The following is a 14,308-nucleotide window of genomic DNA, read 5'->3' as shown; positions in this document are numbered from 1 at the left end:
ACCGCAAGTGCCTTGCAGTATGTTCGGGCACGGCCGGCAGGGGAGAAATCAGCTCGAACCTTATCACCTAATTTTTTGTTTTCACAATGTAATCTCGCATGCTTTGTGGACTGCATTAAGAAAACGTCGCAGCACCGGCAGGAGCTCTCCACGAAGATAGCGCTTGCATCGTTGCTTCAGGTTGTCATAACGTCATGTACATCGCTGTGTGGCTATGCGGAGGGTCGGATGTCTTTGGCTTGGATTTCGAAACTGGCACTGGCTGCAGGGTTGTTGGCCTCGCCCACCCTTGGTTGGGCCCAATCGGTCAACATCTCCTATCTGACCCACTGGTCGCCCGAAACGGTCGCTTTGCTGGACGCCGCGGCCAAGGACTACGCCAAGAGCAATCCGGATGTGACTGTCACCATCCGCGCCGTCCCCTTCGGCGACCTCCTGACCACACTGCGTTCCCAAGGCGGCAGTTCCGATGGGCCGACGATCGGCGGCATCTACGATTTGTGGCTGCCCGAACTGGCGCGAGACAAGCTTGTCGCGCCGGCCCCCGATACGGTTGCCGGCGAGGTCAAGAGTGCGTGGCCGGCCGGTGTCGTCAGTGCGGCCTCTGTTGGCGCCACGCTTTACGGCATCCCAAACGAGATCGACGTCTATGCGCTGAACTACAACAAGGAGCTATTCAAACGGGCAGGCATCACAGCCGCGCCGAAGACCTGGTCCGAATTGAAGGATGCGGCCCAGAAGCTGACCAGGAAAGATGCCGGCCAGCAAGGTTTCGGCATGATCAATTCCTGGGCGGCTGGCGTCGTCCACCCGTTCGCCTCGCTGCTGGTCTCCAATGGCGGCGAGCTGGTCAAGGACGGCAAACCGATGCTCGACAGTCCTCAAGCCGGCGAGACTTTCCAGCTCTACGAGGATCTGATCAAGTCCGGCGCCAGCGATCCGGCGATGGCCACGGCCGACGCCAACACCACCGGCCCTTTCCTCGACAATTTCGTCTCCGGCAAGACCGGCATGATCATCATGGCCAACTGGTGGGAAAGCGCATTGAAGAGTGGCATGGGCGACAAGTTCTCCAATATCGCCACCGCACCGATCCCGGTCGGTCCGAGCGGCGACAAGCCGCACTCAATCTCTTATTCGTGGATGACCGTCGTCAACGCAAATGCCGGTCAGGCCGAGCAAAAAGCGGCATGGGATTTCCTGGCATGGCTGAACAGTCCGAAGTCCGGCAAGAACGGCGCCTCGGCAATGTCGGATATTCTGATGTCGATGGGCATCCTGCCGACGCGGACCTCCGACATCGAAGCCCATAAGGACAAGCTCGGTTCCGAGTTCCTGTCCGGCTATGTCAGCGTGCTTGCCGACGCCAAGCCCTTCCCTGTCGTCCCAGGAGGGCAGGAGTTCAGCGAATCGCTCCAGCAGACGCTTGAGGCGTTGCAGTATGGGCAGCTCTCGGCCAAGGATGCGCAGGCGAACGCGCAGGCCGATGCCGTCTCGATCCTGGAGCGTGCCGCCAAATAGCGAAGGCGCTGTTTCGAGAGCCCGACGCTTTGGAAGCAGAGCAATGATCAGGACCTATCGTGCCTCGGCGGGCATCATGCTGGCGCCCGCCGTGACATTGATCGGCGTTTTCATCCTGCTGCCGATGCTGCTCACCATCTGGCTGTCATTCCAGGACTGGTCGACGCAAACACCTTTTTCCAGTGCGAGTTTCATCGGCTTCGACAATTTTCGCGAAATATTCGGACCGACCTCGGTCGGGCGGGATTTCAAGAGAGCGCTGCTCAACACCGCCATCTACACGGCATTGTCGGTGATGCTCATCCTGCCCCTTTCGGTCGCGTTCGGCTTGATGGTCTACCAGCGCGATGTCGCAGGCGGCACGGCGCTGCGGACCGTGTTGTTTTCCACCTACATGGTGCCGATGATCGCCGTGACGCTGGTCTGGTCGAAGCTTTATTCGCCGAGTGAAGGGCCGCTCAACCAGATGCTCGGCCTCGCCGGCATCGGCCCGCAACCCTGGCTGTCCTCGCCAAGATCGGCGTTGATCTCGATCGTCGTGCTCAATGTCTGGCAGCAGATCGGCTATTTTACGGTGCTGGCCGTTGCCGGGCTGACCCAGATCCCGGGCAGTCTGTACGAGGCGGCGACGCTGGACGGCGCCAACCGGCATGAACAGTTCCGCTTCATCACCTTGCCGCTGCTGCGGCGCACCCTTCTGTTCAGCGCCGTCATCGCCATCATAAACGCCGTGCAGGTATTCGAGCCGGTGGCGCTGATCACCCAAGGCGGGCCGGTCGGCTCGACCAACGTGCTGACCTATCACATCCGCCGTGTCGGCATCGAGCGCGCGCAAGGCGGATTGGGCTCGGCCATGGCAGTGATGCTGATGCTGGCGCTGATCGTCGTCGTGTGCGCGCTATTCGCCTATGCCAACCGGAAGGACGACCAATGAGCGCGCCAGGCCGCTCAGCATCGAGCCGGTCGGCGCGCAAACGCCTGGCCGGCCGCAGAGCGCTGCTCGCCACGCTGATGCTGCTGGTTGCCGTGGCCTCCGCCTTCCCGCTGTTGTGGATGGTGCTCTCCAGCCTGAAGACGCCGGCCGAAACCATGCAGGTGCCGCCGGTGTGGATACCGCGCGCGCCGAGCCTCGAAGCGTATGAGAAAGTGTCCGGCGTCATCAATGTCGGCCGCTCGATGTGGAATTCGCTTGCGATCGCCACGGTCACCACCGCCGGCATTCTGGTCACCAGCATGATGGCTGGCTACGCCTTCGCCAAGCACCACTTTCCCGGTCGCTCGCTGCTGTTTTCCGTGCTGATCGCCACAATGTTTCTGCCGCCGATCGTCACGCTGATCCCGTTGTACCGGCTCGTCGGATCGATCGGCCTGAATGCTAGCCTTGCCGGCATCATCGTGCCCAATCTCGCCAATGCCCTCGGCATCTTTCTGATGCGCCAGTTCATCGCCGGCGTGCCGGACGATCTGATCGACGCGGCACGGATGGATGGGGCGTCGGAACTGCTGATCCTGTTCAGGATCGTCGCGCCGAGCGTGGCGCCCGCGATCGCAGCATTGGCGCTGTTTGCCTTCGTCTACCACTGGAACAGCTATCTCTGGCCGCTTACCGTGCTGCAGGGCAATGCGGAAGATTATCCGATCGTCATTAGCCTCAGCCGTCTGCTCAGCTACAACCGAGGCGCGCTCAACACCGGACTGGTCATGGCGGGCGCCACTCTTGCCGTGCTGCCTCCATTGGTGCTGTTCGTCTTCCTGCAGCGCTTTTTCGTGGATTCGATCGTCGGCTCGGCGGTCAAGGGCTAGCGTCGGCGGCACTGCCGGCATCCGCCCGGCTGTCATAGGGACGCGCTGGTGCGTATGACGGAGCTACGCAGATAGCCGCGTTCTGAAGCTATCTATTCATCGGCGAATCCGACGCGAATGCCCCGCTGCCTACGTTGATCCAGCGCAGCAAAAGCACGATACATTTCGGCGCAGCCTCGACCAGCGAAAAAAGTTCGGCGTCGAACTTCCCTGTTGACCGCTTGACGCGGAAAACAACCTGTCCTCAACACAGGACTGGTGATGGCCGGCGCAGTCCCTGTCGGTGCTCTTCGTTTTCCGAAGCGCTTCTTCGTGGATTCGATCGTAGAAGAGCATCGTCAGGGCCTGCGGGTTTTCCACTATTATGATCGGCTCGTGCCCCTAATTTTCTACCAACCTCACCGCGACTCAAGTATTAGATTTTGCTTATGGAGCGTCGGCACGCCATCCGGAGGATCAAGGACGGGCTTTGGGAGGTCTATGACATAGACAGTGAAGAGGTTGTCTTCGTGGACAGTGTAGCTCTGACCAATTTGCGAGACGAAGACGCACTCGATGCATTGGAGTTGCTAATGGGTGGATTTCTTGTTCCGAGCAGGCTTCCAAGGCTCGGTTGATGGTTTCTCCGGGAACCATGTTCGCGCCACCTAGCGCGAAGCGGCCCCAGGCTCGTCATTGTGGGTTCCATCGGAACCGCAGGGCACGAGCTTCCAGCCCCGGGTGCCCTGCGACGAGACGTTGGGGTGGCACGAAGCAGGCGGGAAGGATGACCGCAACTACGCACCGACCTACGCGGCAAATCTTGGCTCCGGAACTCCCGTTACGCCGAGGCCAGTGATGGCAAAAAGGCTGCCGCGTAAAACTCCGTCGCCCGGAAAGCGCGGCAGCGGCGGTTTGGCCATCGACGTGACGTACAGGGTGTCGAGCTTCGGTCCGCCGAACATGACGCTGGTGATCTTCTTGACGGGCATGTCGATGATGCGATCAACGCTGCCGTCGGGCGCGTAACGCACCAGCCTGCCGTCATAGACCAGTGCGTTCCAGAGGAATCCTTCCGCATCGACTGTCGAGCCGTCGGCCGCCCCTCCCCGGCTGGTATCGACGCGGGTGAAAGTGCGCCGGTTGGTGGCGGCACCGGTTTCGATATCATAGTCGTAGGCCCAGATCTCGCCGGTCCAGGTGTCGGCGAAATAGAAGGTGCGGTCGTCGGGACTCCAGCATGGGCCGTTGGAGCAGATGATGCCGGAATCGATCCTGGTCACGGAGAAATCGGGATCGAGCCGGTAGAGCCCGCCCGAGGGTCCCTCTTCCATGGTATCCATCGAGCCGGCGAAGAAGCGGCCGCGCCGATCGACCTTGCCGTCATTGAGCCGGTTCATCGGCCTATCCGGCTCTGGATCGTGGATCAGCGTCACCTCGCCAGTAGCAAAATCAAGCAGATGGAAACCGCGCTGCAGCGACACCACCGCACCACCGCCGTCGTTGCGCAATGCCATCGAACCGATCTTCATCGGCACGTCCCAGCAACGGATCTCGCGACCGTCGGCGGTCGCCCGAAACACACGCCCGTCGAAACTGTCGATCCAGTAGAGGCGCTCCTGTTCAACGTCCCACAGTGGTCCCTCGCCCAGCGTGGTCTTCACGTCCACCACGACCTCTATCTTCATGCCGTCCTCCTCTGTTCGAATCTTGCAGAAACCGGTCAGAACGCGACCTGGTCGCCGCCCTTCAATGACAGGATTTTGCGGGCCTCGTCAGGCGTCGCCACTTCCATGCCAAGGCCTTCGATGATCTTGCGGGCGAGCACCACCTGCTCGGCGTTCGATTTGGCAAGCTTGCCCTTGCCGGCCCACAGACTGTCTTCGAGCCCAACGCGGATATTGCCGCCAAGCGCTGCCGATTGCGCGGCAATGCGCAACTGGCTGGCGCCCGCGCCCAGCACCGACCAGCGGTACTGCTCGCCGAACAGACGATCGGCGGTGCGCTTCATATGGGCGACGTCTTCGGGGTGCGTACCGATGCCGCCGAGCAGGCCGAACACGGACTGCACGAAGAACGGTGGTTTCACCAGCCCGCGATCTGCGAAATGGGAGAGGTTATAGAGATGGGCAATGTCGTAGCACTCGAACTCGAAGCGCGTGCCGTTGTCGTAACAGGTCTCCAGTATGTACTCGATGTCTTTGAACGAGTTGCGGAAGACCAGGTCACGCGTCGCTTCCAGGTGCGGCCTTTCCCAGTCGAACTTGAATGTTTCGTATTTGTCTACGAGGTGATAGAGCCCGAAATTGATCGATCCCATGTTGAGCGAGGCGACTTCCGGCTCGAACTGCGCGGCGGGGCGCACGCGTTCCTCGACCTTCATGTAGGGACTGCCGCCGGTGGTGATGTTGATGGCGGCATTGGTGCCTTGCTTGACGCGCGGCAGGAAACGCGCGAACGCCTCCGGCGTCTGGTCGGGCTTGCCGGTCTCAGGGTCGCGGGCATGCAGATGCAGGATCGCCGCACCGGCCTCGGCCGCCGCGATCGCCTCCGAGGCAATCTGGTCCGGCGTGATCGGCAGATAGGGCGACATGGTCGGCGTATGGATTGCGCCCGTCACCGCACAGGTGATGATGACCTTGCCCTTGGTCTGCTGGGAGCCGGGCTTGCGGCTTGTTTCCGTCATCGTCCAAACTCCTGATCCGATTTTTTCTTGTGCGCAGCCAGCGCCATCAGTCGGCGGTCGCGCCAGACCTGCCGCTCGCCGAGTTCTTCCCGCGGCAGCCGGCTGCGGCGCTCGGCCTCGACCGTCTCCATGACCTCGCCGGCCCAGTCGACCCGACGCAGCGTCTGCGGGAAGATGTTGGAATAGATCGTCTGGTAGCGCTCTACATAGTCGCGCACGCCACCAGGCGCGTTGAGGTCGATCGTTTCGAACGGACCCATGAACGACCAGCGCAGCGCCAGCCCCTCGCGCAGGCCCGTGTCGACGTCCTCGACGCTGGCATAGCCGTCGGCGACGAGCCGGAACGCCTCCTCCAACAGCGCACCCTGCAAGCGGTTCATAATGAAGCCGTCGAGTTCGCTCTTCATCACCAGCGGCGCATGGCCCGCCTCGACAAGAAAGGCGCGGGTCCTTTCCACCGTTTCGGCGGAGGTCCACGGCGCCGGCACGACTTCCGCTGCCGGGATGAGATAGGGCGGATTGATCGGGTGCACGACGAGGCAGCGATGGCGCCCCTGAAGATGATCGCTGAATTTCGACGGCAACAGCGCCGAGGTGGAACTGGCGAGCACCGCCTGCGGACCGGCAAGGGCGTCGATCCGGGAGAACACTTCCCGCTTCACCTCGAGGTTTTCCGGCGTGTTCTCCTGGACGTGGACGGCATCGGCCAAGGCCTCGCCAAGCTCGGCCACAATGGTGATGCGGCCAAGCACGGCATCGACCGCCTGTCCCCGCAGCAAATCGTTGGTGGCGAGGTCGCCGAGCACGCCGGCGATATAGTCGCGCGCACCGCTGGCCGCGGCCGGCGCCTGGTCCCACATGCGCACATCATGGCCTGCACGAGCGAAGCTGATCGCCCACGCTCGCCCGATGAAGCCGCTTCCGACAATTGCTACCTTCGCCATGATCTCCCCCTCAGAGTGTCTCGACGTTGCCGTCGACGCCAAGCGACTGGCCGGAAATGTTGATGCCCGCATCGGAAAGCAGGAAGGCCACCATTGCCGCGACATCGTATGGGCTGGTCATGCGGCGCAGCGAGATGTTCTGCAGATAGCGTTGTGTCATCTCCTCGTTTGAAACGCCGAGCTGCTTTGCCCGGTCGGCAATGACCTTGTCGATGCGCGGCCCTTCGATGATGCCGGGCAAGATGGCATTGACCCTGATGCCATGCGGTCCGAGTTCCTTTGCAAGACTCTGGGTCAGGCCGACAACGCCGAACTTGGCAGCCGAGTACGGCGTTCGGAACGCGTAGCCATGGCGGCCGGCGGCCGAAGACATCGAGACGATCGAGCCGCCGCCCGCCGCCTTGATCAGCGGCACGGCACGCCGCGCGCACAGGAACTGGCCGGTCAGGCAGATATCTATGCAACGCCGCCAGTCTGCCGGATCGATCTCATCGACGCCGCCGGTCGGCCCGGCAATGCCGGCATTGTTGATCAGGGCGTCGAGCCCGCCGAGCTTCTCCTTGATAGTCTCGAACAGCCGGTCGACATCGTCGTCGCGCGAAACGTCGGCCTTGACCGCAGCGGCAAGGGCAATCCTTTTCGGAGCGGACGCCAATGCCTCGTCCGAAATATCGCAGATCACGACACGCGCGCCGAGCCGCGACAGTGTCTCTGCAATGGCAAAGCCGATGCCGCCGGCGCCCGCCGTGACCAGCACGCGCTGGCCTTTGAGCCCCGTCAGGAATTCGTCCGCCGATGCCGGTGCGCTTGAGCTCATTGTCCCATCCCTTTCACTGAATCCGCCTTTCACGCAGCGCCATGACGGCACCGAGCACCACCAGCCCGAACAGGATCGCCCGCGTCGCATAAGGAAGCGTCGTGCCGGCGAGCAGCATCTGCAACGCGGTCAGGAGCAGCACCCCGCCCAGCATGCCGAGATAATGGCCGCGCCCGCCGGTGATCAGCGCACCGCCGACCACGACGACGGCGATGGAGGGCAGCAGATAATCGTCGCCCATACCGAGGCTGGCCTGGCCGGAAAAGCCGGTCAGCATGATGCCGACCAGCGCCGCGCAGACTGCCGACAGCACATAGACGAGGATGAGCGTGCGACCGACCGCTATGCCGGAGAGCTGGGCTGCGCGCAGGCTGTTGCCGATACCGTAGACGCGGCGGCCGAAAGCGGTGCGGCCGAGCAGCAGCACGGCAAAGACGACGAAGGCGATCATGAACAGCACCACCGGCGTGATGGCGAATACCTTGCCGGTCATGAACCAGCGCAGCATCGGCGAGGAGAAGCCGGCCGGCGTGCCTTGCGAGTAGAGCAAAGCGAACCCTTGCAGAATGCCGTTGGTGGCCAGCGTCATAACAATTGGCGAGATGCCGAGAAAAACGACACCGATGCCGTTGGCGAGACCGATCAAGCAAGCGACAGCGAGCACCGCCGGCAGCGCATAGGCAAGTGCAGCGTCGGATCCGTTGACCATACCGGCAAGCAGGATGCCCGACAGGCCGATCATCCACGGCACTGACAGGTCAAGTCCGCCGGTAAGAATCACGCTGCCTTGCCCAAGCGCCAGGATGGCAAGGAAACTCGACAGCACGAACAGCGAATTCCAGTAACCAAAATTGGCGATGGCCCGTCCGAGCCAGATCTGCGTGACGATCACGACAATGGCAAGACAGACATAGGCCGGCAGCGCGTAACGCAGCGTCTCGGCGTTACGGACATGGAAGGCCGGCTGCGGCACCTGCTGCTCGCCGGCGCTGCCCCGCGCAATTCCCAGTCGCCGGTCGGTGCGATCGATCTGCGAGGGCAGCATTCCGGCCCGCCACGCGGCCAGCCGAGCCCGCAGCGCACGCAGTTGGCGGGCAAGCACGGAGTCGTGCGACAGCGAGCCGGCAAGCACGGCAAGGATCAGGATCGTGCCTTCGGCGATCGTCGAATAGTAGGCCGAGACGTTGAGCACGAGCAGGATATTGACGACCATCATCAGGATGTAGGCGCCGAAGACAGTTCCGACGGGCCCACCTTGACCGCCGCCCAGCCTTGTACCGCCGACGACGACCGCCGCGAACATCGACAGCAACAACGGGTTGCCGACCAGCGGATCGCCGCTGCCGGTCTGGGCGCTGATGAAAACGCCGGCAAGCCCATAGCAGCCGCCGGCAATGACATAGACCAGGAAGCGTACGAGAACGACCCGCACGCCGACCGAGGCGGCTGCGTCCGGATCGCTGCCGACGGCATAAAGCGCCGTCCCGAAGCGTGTGCCTTTGAGCCAGAACCAGCCGAGCAGGACGACGCCGATGACCACCAGCGGCATCGGTATCCAGCCGGCGATAGCATCACCGAGATAGAAGGCACCAAGATCGGGCGAGACAAAGCCGCCGGGCTTGTCCATGACCAGCAGCGTTACCCCCTGCAGGATGAACATGGTCGACAGCGTGACGACGATAGGCTGCATGCGCAGGACGGCAATGAAGAAGCCGTTGAAGGCGCCGACCAGCATGCCGACCCCAATTCCGGCCAAAGTCCACAGCGCGACACTGGTGCCGGTCGCCATCGGATCCATGCCGTTTGCCAGGACGACATTGACCAGCGAGATCACCGCGCCGGCGGACAGGTCGAAACCGCCGGACAGAATGACCAGGGTCTGGCCGATCGCTGCCAGTGCGGAAGTGGCGCCGCCGCTCGACAGGAACGAAATGTCGAAATAGGTGAGCTGCCCGGCACTGACCAGATCGACGACCAGCAGGAGCAGGGCAAAGACGATCGCCGCGATGATGGCGCCGCGATGCCGCGCGAGGAGCCGCGCCAATGTCGCGGCCGGTGCCGCGGCGGCCAGGCTCGTCACACTCATTGCGCCGCCTCCCGGACCACGTCCCGGTGGCCAAGCGCCGGCCGCATGATCGCGCCTTCGGTGATCTCGTCGCCGGCAAGCTCAGCCACCAGATGGCCGTCATAAAGCACGAGCACCCGGTCGCATTGATGGACCAGCTCGGGAATCTCGGTTGAATGCAGAAGGATCGAGCCGCCGGCCGCCACATAGTCGCGCATCATCACGTAGAGCTCGTGCTTGGTCCCCACGTCAATGCCCCGGGTCGGATCGAAAAGCAGCAGGATCCGGCTTTCGGCGACGAGCCATTTGGCAATGGCTATCTTTTGCTGGTTGCCGCCCGAGAAGGCCCCAGCCCTCGTCCACAAGGCACTGCGGTCGACCTCCACGGTCGAGAAGGCGGACTGTACGGCCTTTGCCTCCTCGTCTGTTCTGATCAGGCCATAACGGGTGAAGCGCGCCACGACCGGCAGCGATGCATTCTGCCGGCCCGAGAGTTTCAGGAACAGGCCTTCGGTTTTGCGGTCCTCCGGCACCAGCCCGATTGCCATATTGGGCTTGAGCGCATCCGCGGGCGAGCCGAGCCACACTTGGCGCCCGTCGACCAGAATGTGGCCGCGCTCGATCTCGGCCATGCCGAAACAGGCGAGGAACAGGTCGAGCTGACCCATGCCCTGCAATCCGGCAACGCCGAGGATCTCGCCCTTGCGCAGGTCGAAATCGATGCCGTCGAGCTTCCTCCCGGCTTTGAGATCGCGCACGCCGAGCACCGGCGGACCAAAGGCGGCCTCGCCTTCTGGTTTCGGCGGGAAGGTCTGGGCGATGCTGCGGCCGATGATTTTTTCGATCACCTCACCATCCGAAACGTCGGCAACCGGCGCGGTGACGATGTGGTGGCCGTTCCTGAGAATGGTCAGCGTGTCGCAGAAAGCCCGCACCTCGCGCATGCGATGGGTGATGAACACGACCGTTGTACCGGCCGCTTTCAACCGCGCGATGATCGCGGCAAGCCACTCGACATCGCCACCCGACAGCGTCGAGGTCGGCTCGTCGAGCAGTAGGATGCGCGGCTTGCGATAGAGCGCGCGCGCGATTTCGATCTTCTGGCGGATGGCGAGATCTAGAGTCGCTACCTCGGCATCGAGATCGACCGTAAACTCCAGATCGGAGATGTGCTTGCGGACTGCCCTACGCGCGCTCAACCGCCTTGTCAAGCCGACTGGGCCAACGGGCGCGTAAGGCAGCAACATGTTGTCGAGAACGCTGAGATCGCGTACCAGGGTCATTTCCTGGAAGGCTGTCTGGACGCCTTTGGCATGCGCGGCCCGCGGCGAACCGAGTGGCGCCGGTTCGCCTGACAGGGTGATTTGCCCGTCGTCGGGCCGCACCAGCCCCGACAGCAGCTTGACGAGCGTGGACTTGCCCGCACCGTTCTCGCCAAGCAAGGCATGCACGCTGCCGGAAGCGATCTCGAAGGAAACGCCATCGAGGGCGACTGTTGCGCCAAATGCCTTGCGGACGCCCTCTATGCCGACCGCTGTCGAATGCGCTGACATCATGATCCCAGTCCCGGCCTGCATGAAAGGTGCGTGGAGCGCCTCGCAAGCACCCCACGCCCACTTTCGGAGTGCCTACTCCTCGGGCTGGCCTACAAGAGCTGCTGCGAGACCGATTTCAGGTGTCTGATCGGAGAAGATCGAGGCGAACCAGCCTGGGTTCGAGACCAGCGACGGTTTGAACGCGTTGCAACCAGCCTTCATCTCCGCCCAGGTGCCCTCGTCGCAAAGCTTTATCGTCTCGTTGGTGACGACCGGCAGCGGCAGGATCGTCTTCTTGGCAACGTCCTTGCCTTCAAGTGCTTCGACGGCAAGCTTGAGAGCGAGCGCCCCGGAATAAGGCGGCGATGCGTAGGAAATGCGCGGGGCGCCGAGCGGCGCATAGGGAGAGGTCGCGCCCTCGACCTCCGTGCCCTCCGGCAGCATCTGGATACGCCCGCCATTCGAACCCTCGCCTGCGCAAGGCAGGAGTTCGCTGCTCTTCTTGCCGGCCTCGAGCTGCATGGAATTGGCGGTGAAGCAGCCGACCTGCATCCATAACCCGTTGATGTCGTCCCAGCTGCGCGTCGCCAATATCTTGGAAAGTTCGGTACGCGCCACCGCCTGGCTCCACATGCCGACAGCCTCGCCGACGATCTTGATGTCGGGGTGCTTGGCAAACACCTCCTTCGCGGCCTTGGTGCGCAGATCATCGACCGAGGTGCCAGGAACGCCGGTCACCGCGATGATGTTGCCCCTGCCATTGAGCTTCTTAACCAGCCACTCCGCCGTTACGCGGCCAGCCTCCTCCTGGTCGATATGGACATTGTAGGCGCAAGGCTCCGTGATCTCGGCATCATAGGCAAACACTTTCACGCCCTTTTCGCATGCGTTCTTCACCACCTGGTTGAGGGCTGTCGGTGAAATCGGGAAGATCACGATGGCTTCGGCGCCAGCCTGGACCATGGCATTGATCTGCTGGATCTGGCGCTGTGCGTTCGGCCCCGCCACCTGGACCTGAAGGTCTACCTTGTCGACCATGCTCTTGTGCGAGGCCATTGCCTTGACCATGTTGGCCGCCTCGGCCTGCCAATCATTGCCGATGAAGCTCATGCTGAGAAATATCTTGTGCCTTCCGGCCGCTTCGGCGCCGGACATCCCAAAAGCGCAAACAGCCATGCCGGCAAGCAGCGCGAGCCGCCGGGCCTTCGATCCGATACCCATTCGAAACTCCTCCCAGTTCAGACGACCGAATGCCTCCCAAGGGCACGAGACGTACGCCTTGTCATTCGATGCGGCTGACCGTATCATGATTTGATCAAAGATCAATGATGAAATGACTGAGAGGCAAAGCTAGACACGCGGGCGCTTGACGCGGCAATTCGAACCTTGCATTCCCGGCAAAAGCGCCGGGTATGACGAAAGCGTCGCCCGAATGGGGGAAGGTTGGCACAAATGGCTGGGGCGGCATTCAGGAAGCCGGGCGTTGAAATCACGCCGCTGTCCAGGGAAACCCTGCAGGACAGGGTCTACCGGCACGTTACCGAGTTGATCCTCGATGGCAGTATCGTTCCAGGTGAAATGGTGACGGTGCAGAGCCTTGCCGATGCTTTTGGCGTCAGCCCGATGCCGGTTAGGGAGGCACTGCGGCGTCTGAGCGCTGCCAACGCATTGATGGTGGTTTCGGGCCGTTCGATCGGTATCCCGGCATTAAGCCGCGCGCGACTCATCGATCTCAGGAACGTCAGGTTTGAGATCGAGGCGATCGCCGCCGCATGGGCCGCAGAACGCATTGACGATCACGGCGTGATGCTGCTGGGGCAGCATCTGGAGGCACTCGAGCAGGCCAATGCCGCCGGAGACGTAAAATCCTATCTCAGGGCCAATTACGCTTTTCACTTTTCCATCTACCGGGCCGCGGGCTCGGAAAACATGCTCAGCATCATCGAGAACCTGTGGTTGCAGATCAGCCCCTATTTCAACATGCTGCACGATTCTGGAAACTATTCGACCGCCAACCAGCACCATCAGCAGATGTTTGCAGCTCTGCGAGACCGCAATGCGGAAGCGGTTCGGGCGGCGGTTCGCGCCGACATCGACGCGGCTTTCGCAGTGCTGATCAAACTGCTGAAGTAACATTCCTCGAAGTCGCGCCGGTTGCGGCGGCGAGCCGCCGCTAGGCACGAATATGTCCATTTGCACGTAGCGCCCGCCCGTCCGGTCATCATCACCAAGAACGGTCGCCCCCTGTGGAGCTGCTGACCCGGACTATTGACGATTGCCACCGCTATCCGGGCCAGCGCTCCCAAGATCAGATCAGTCGTAGACTTTGACAATCTTGCGTGTGCCAGGATCGACAAGGACGGTTCTGCCGTCGACCACAACGTAACGGTATTTTACGTTGGGGACCTCGTGAAGCTCGACGGTATCTGGGAGGGGCGAGCCGATATTAAGCTCCACTCCAGGGATTTTCACCGATGCGAGCGGCTGCTTCTTCACGTATTCCTTGATGACGGTTTCCTGCTGCGGTTCGATGATCACGTCCTGAGCAGCAGCGGCACCAATGCCGGCCAGCAGCAAAAATCCCGCGGCTGCGGTGGAAAGATGCATTCTCATAGCTGTCTCCTTGTTGGAATTTGCCGGGACGCAATCTTCATCGCCCCAAGCTCACCACAACGTGAGCCAACCAACGAACGTTCCTCGAAGAGGCTTAAACCACTAGACCGTAGGACTTAAGTCTGGCCTGGCCGCGCAATGGTCCGGTGCGCAGGATGCGGCGGGAACCAACCCTCGCCATTGCCTGTTGGTAGCGTCATCTCGAGAGGAGATTTGGCGCATAAAAAGTCCCTTCATGCGCTGACGGGGTCCGCCGGCCATTCCTGGATTTGGCAAGCGGACCCTTAGTTCCCAAGAGGCCCCGGATCATCTCTGAGCCTAGCAGCGAAACGTTTCGCCGCGAAG

Annotated in this window: 12 protein-coding genes; 4 read left to right on the top strand and 8 right to left on the bottom strand. The window is 62.1% G+C overall.

Annotated features, from left to right (window positions below):
• The first annotated feature begins 228 nt into the window (after positions 1–228).
• The 3 genes from NMG46_RS24790 to NMG46_RS24780 are packed head-to-tail and all read left to right on the top strand — an operon-like array spanning position 229 to position 3,324.
• Entirely contained in the window at positions 229–1,521 is a 1,293-nt protein-coding gene (locus tag NMG46_RS24790; RefSeq protein WP_254820097.1) for an ABC transporter substrate-binding protein, read from the top strand.
• Positions 1,522–1,564: 43 nt separating this feature from the next.
• Complete coding sequence (locus NMG46_RS24785; protein WP_254820096.1) at positions 1,565–2,455, top strand: carbohydrate ABC transporter permease; 891 nt, start codon at positions 1,565–1,567, stop codon at positions 2,453–2,455.
• On the top strand, positions 2,452–3,324 hold the full coding sequence (locus NMG46_RS24780; protein WP_254820095.1) for a carbohydrate ABC transporter permease: 873 nt from the start codon (positions 2,452–2,454) through the stop codon (positions 3,322–3,324). Before NMG46_RS24785 ends, NMG46_RS24780 begins: the two co-directional genes overlap by 4 nt.
• Positions 3,325–4,112: 788 nt before the next feature.
• Here the strand turns inward: NMG46_RS24780 and NMG46_RS24775 are convergent.
• The 7 genes from NMG46_RS24775 to NMG46_RS24745 all read right to left on the bottom strand — a co-directional run bounded on the left by NMG46_RS24775 (position 4,113) and on the right by NMG46_RS24745 (position 12,571).
• Positions 4,113–4,991: an SMP-30/gluconolactonase/LRE family protein gene (locus NMG46_RS24775; protein ID WP_254820094.1), complete on the bottom strand. Its 879-nt coding sequence runs from the start codon at positions 4,989–4,991 to the stop codon at positions 4,113–4,115.
• 35 nt (positions 4,992–5,026) lie between these two features.
• The gene (locus tag NMG46_RS24770; protein WP_254820093.1) at positions 5,027–5,989 is read right to left on the bottom strand and encodes a 3-keto-5-aminohexanoate cleavage protein; all 963 of its coding nucleotides are present in this window, start codon (positions 5,987–5,989) and stop codon (positions 5,027–5,029) included.
• On the bottom strand, positions 5,986–6,933 hold the full coding sequence (locus NMG46_RS24765) for a 3-hydroxyacyl-CoA dehydrogenase (RefSeq protein ID WP_254820092.1): 948 nt from the start codon (positions 6,931–6,933) through the stop codon (positions 5,986–5,988). Before NMG46_RS24765 ends, NMG46_RS24770 begins: the two co-directional genes overlap by 4 nt.
• A 10-nt stretch (positions 6,934–6,943) precedes the next feature.
• On the bottom strand, positions 6,944–7,750 hold the full coding sequence (locus tag NMG46_RS24760; protein ID WP_254820091.1) for an SDR family oxidoreductase: 807 nt from the start codon (positions 7,748–7,750) through the stop codon (positions 6,944–6,946).
• Between the two features lie 13 nt (positions 7,751–7,763).
• Positions 7,764–9,836: an ABC transporter permease gene (locus NMG46_RS24755; protein ID WP_254820090.1), complete on the bottom strand. Its 2,073-nt coding sequence runs from the start codon at positions 9,834–9,836 to the stop codon at positions 7,764–7,766.
• The gene (locus tag NMG46_RS24750; RefSeq protein ID WP_254820115.1) at positions 9,833–11,368 is read right to left on the bottom strand and encodes a sugar ABC transporter ATP-binding protein; all 1,536 of its coding nucleotides are present in this window, start codon (positions 11,366–11,368) and stop codon (positions 9,833–9,835) included. Before NMG46_RS24750 ends, NMG46_RS24755 begins: the two co-directional genes overlap by 4 nt.
• 75 nt (positions 11,369–11,443) lie before the next feature.
• The gene (locus NMG46_RS24745; protein ID WP_254820089.1) at positions 11,444–12,571 is read right to left on the bottom strand and encodes a sugar ABC transporter substrate-binding protein; all 1,128 of its coding nucleotides are present in this window, start codon (positions 12,569–12,571) and stop codon (positions 11,444–11,446) included.
• 231 nt (positions 12,572–12,802) lie between these two features.
• On the opposite strand from NMG46_RS24745, the gene NMG46_RS24740 reads away from it, so the two are divergent.
• A complete protein-coding gene (locus tag NMG46_RS24740; protein ID WP_254820088.1) occupies positions 12,803–13,483 on the top strand; it encodes a GntR family transcriptional regulator in 681 nt (226 codons plus the stop codon).
• A gap of 180 nt (positions 13,484–13,663) precedes the next feature.
• On the opposite strand, the gene NMG46_RS24735 is transcribed toward NMG46_RS24740, so the two are convergent.
• Positions 13,664–13,963, bottom strand: coding sequence for a DUF1236 domain-containing protein (locus NMG46_RS24735; RefSeq protein ID WP_254816945.1), 300 nt, complete (start codon positions 13,961–13,963; stop codon positions 13,664–13,666).
• Positions 13,964–14,308: the final 345 nt, after the last annotated feature.

Source organism: Mesorhizobium sp. LMG 17147 (assembly GCF_024297145.1).
GTDB lineage: Bacteria > Pseudomonadota > Alphaproteobacteria > Rhizobiales > Rhizobiaceae > Mesorhizobium.
This window is presented reverse-complemented; position numbering and strand designations above follow the sequence as displayed.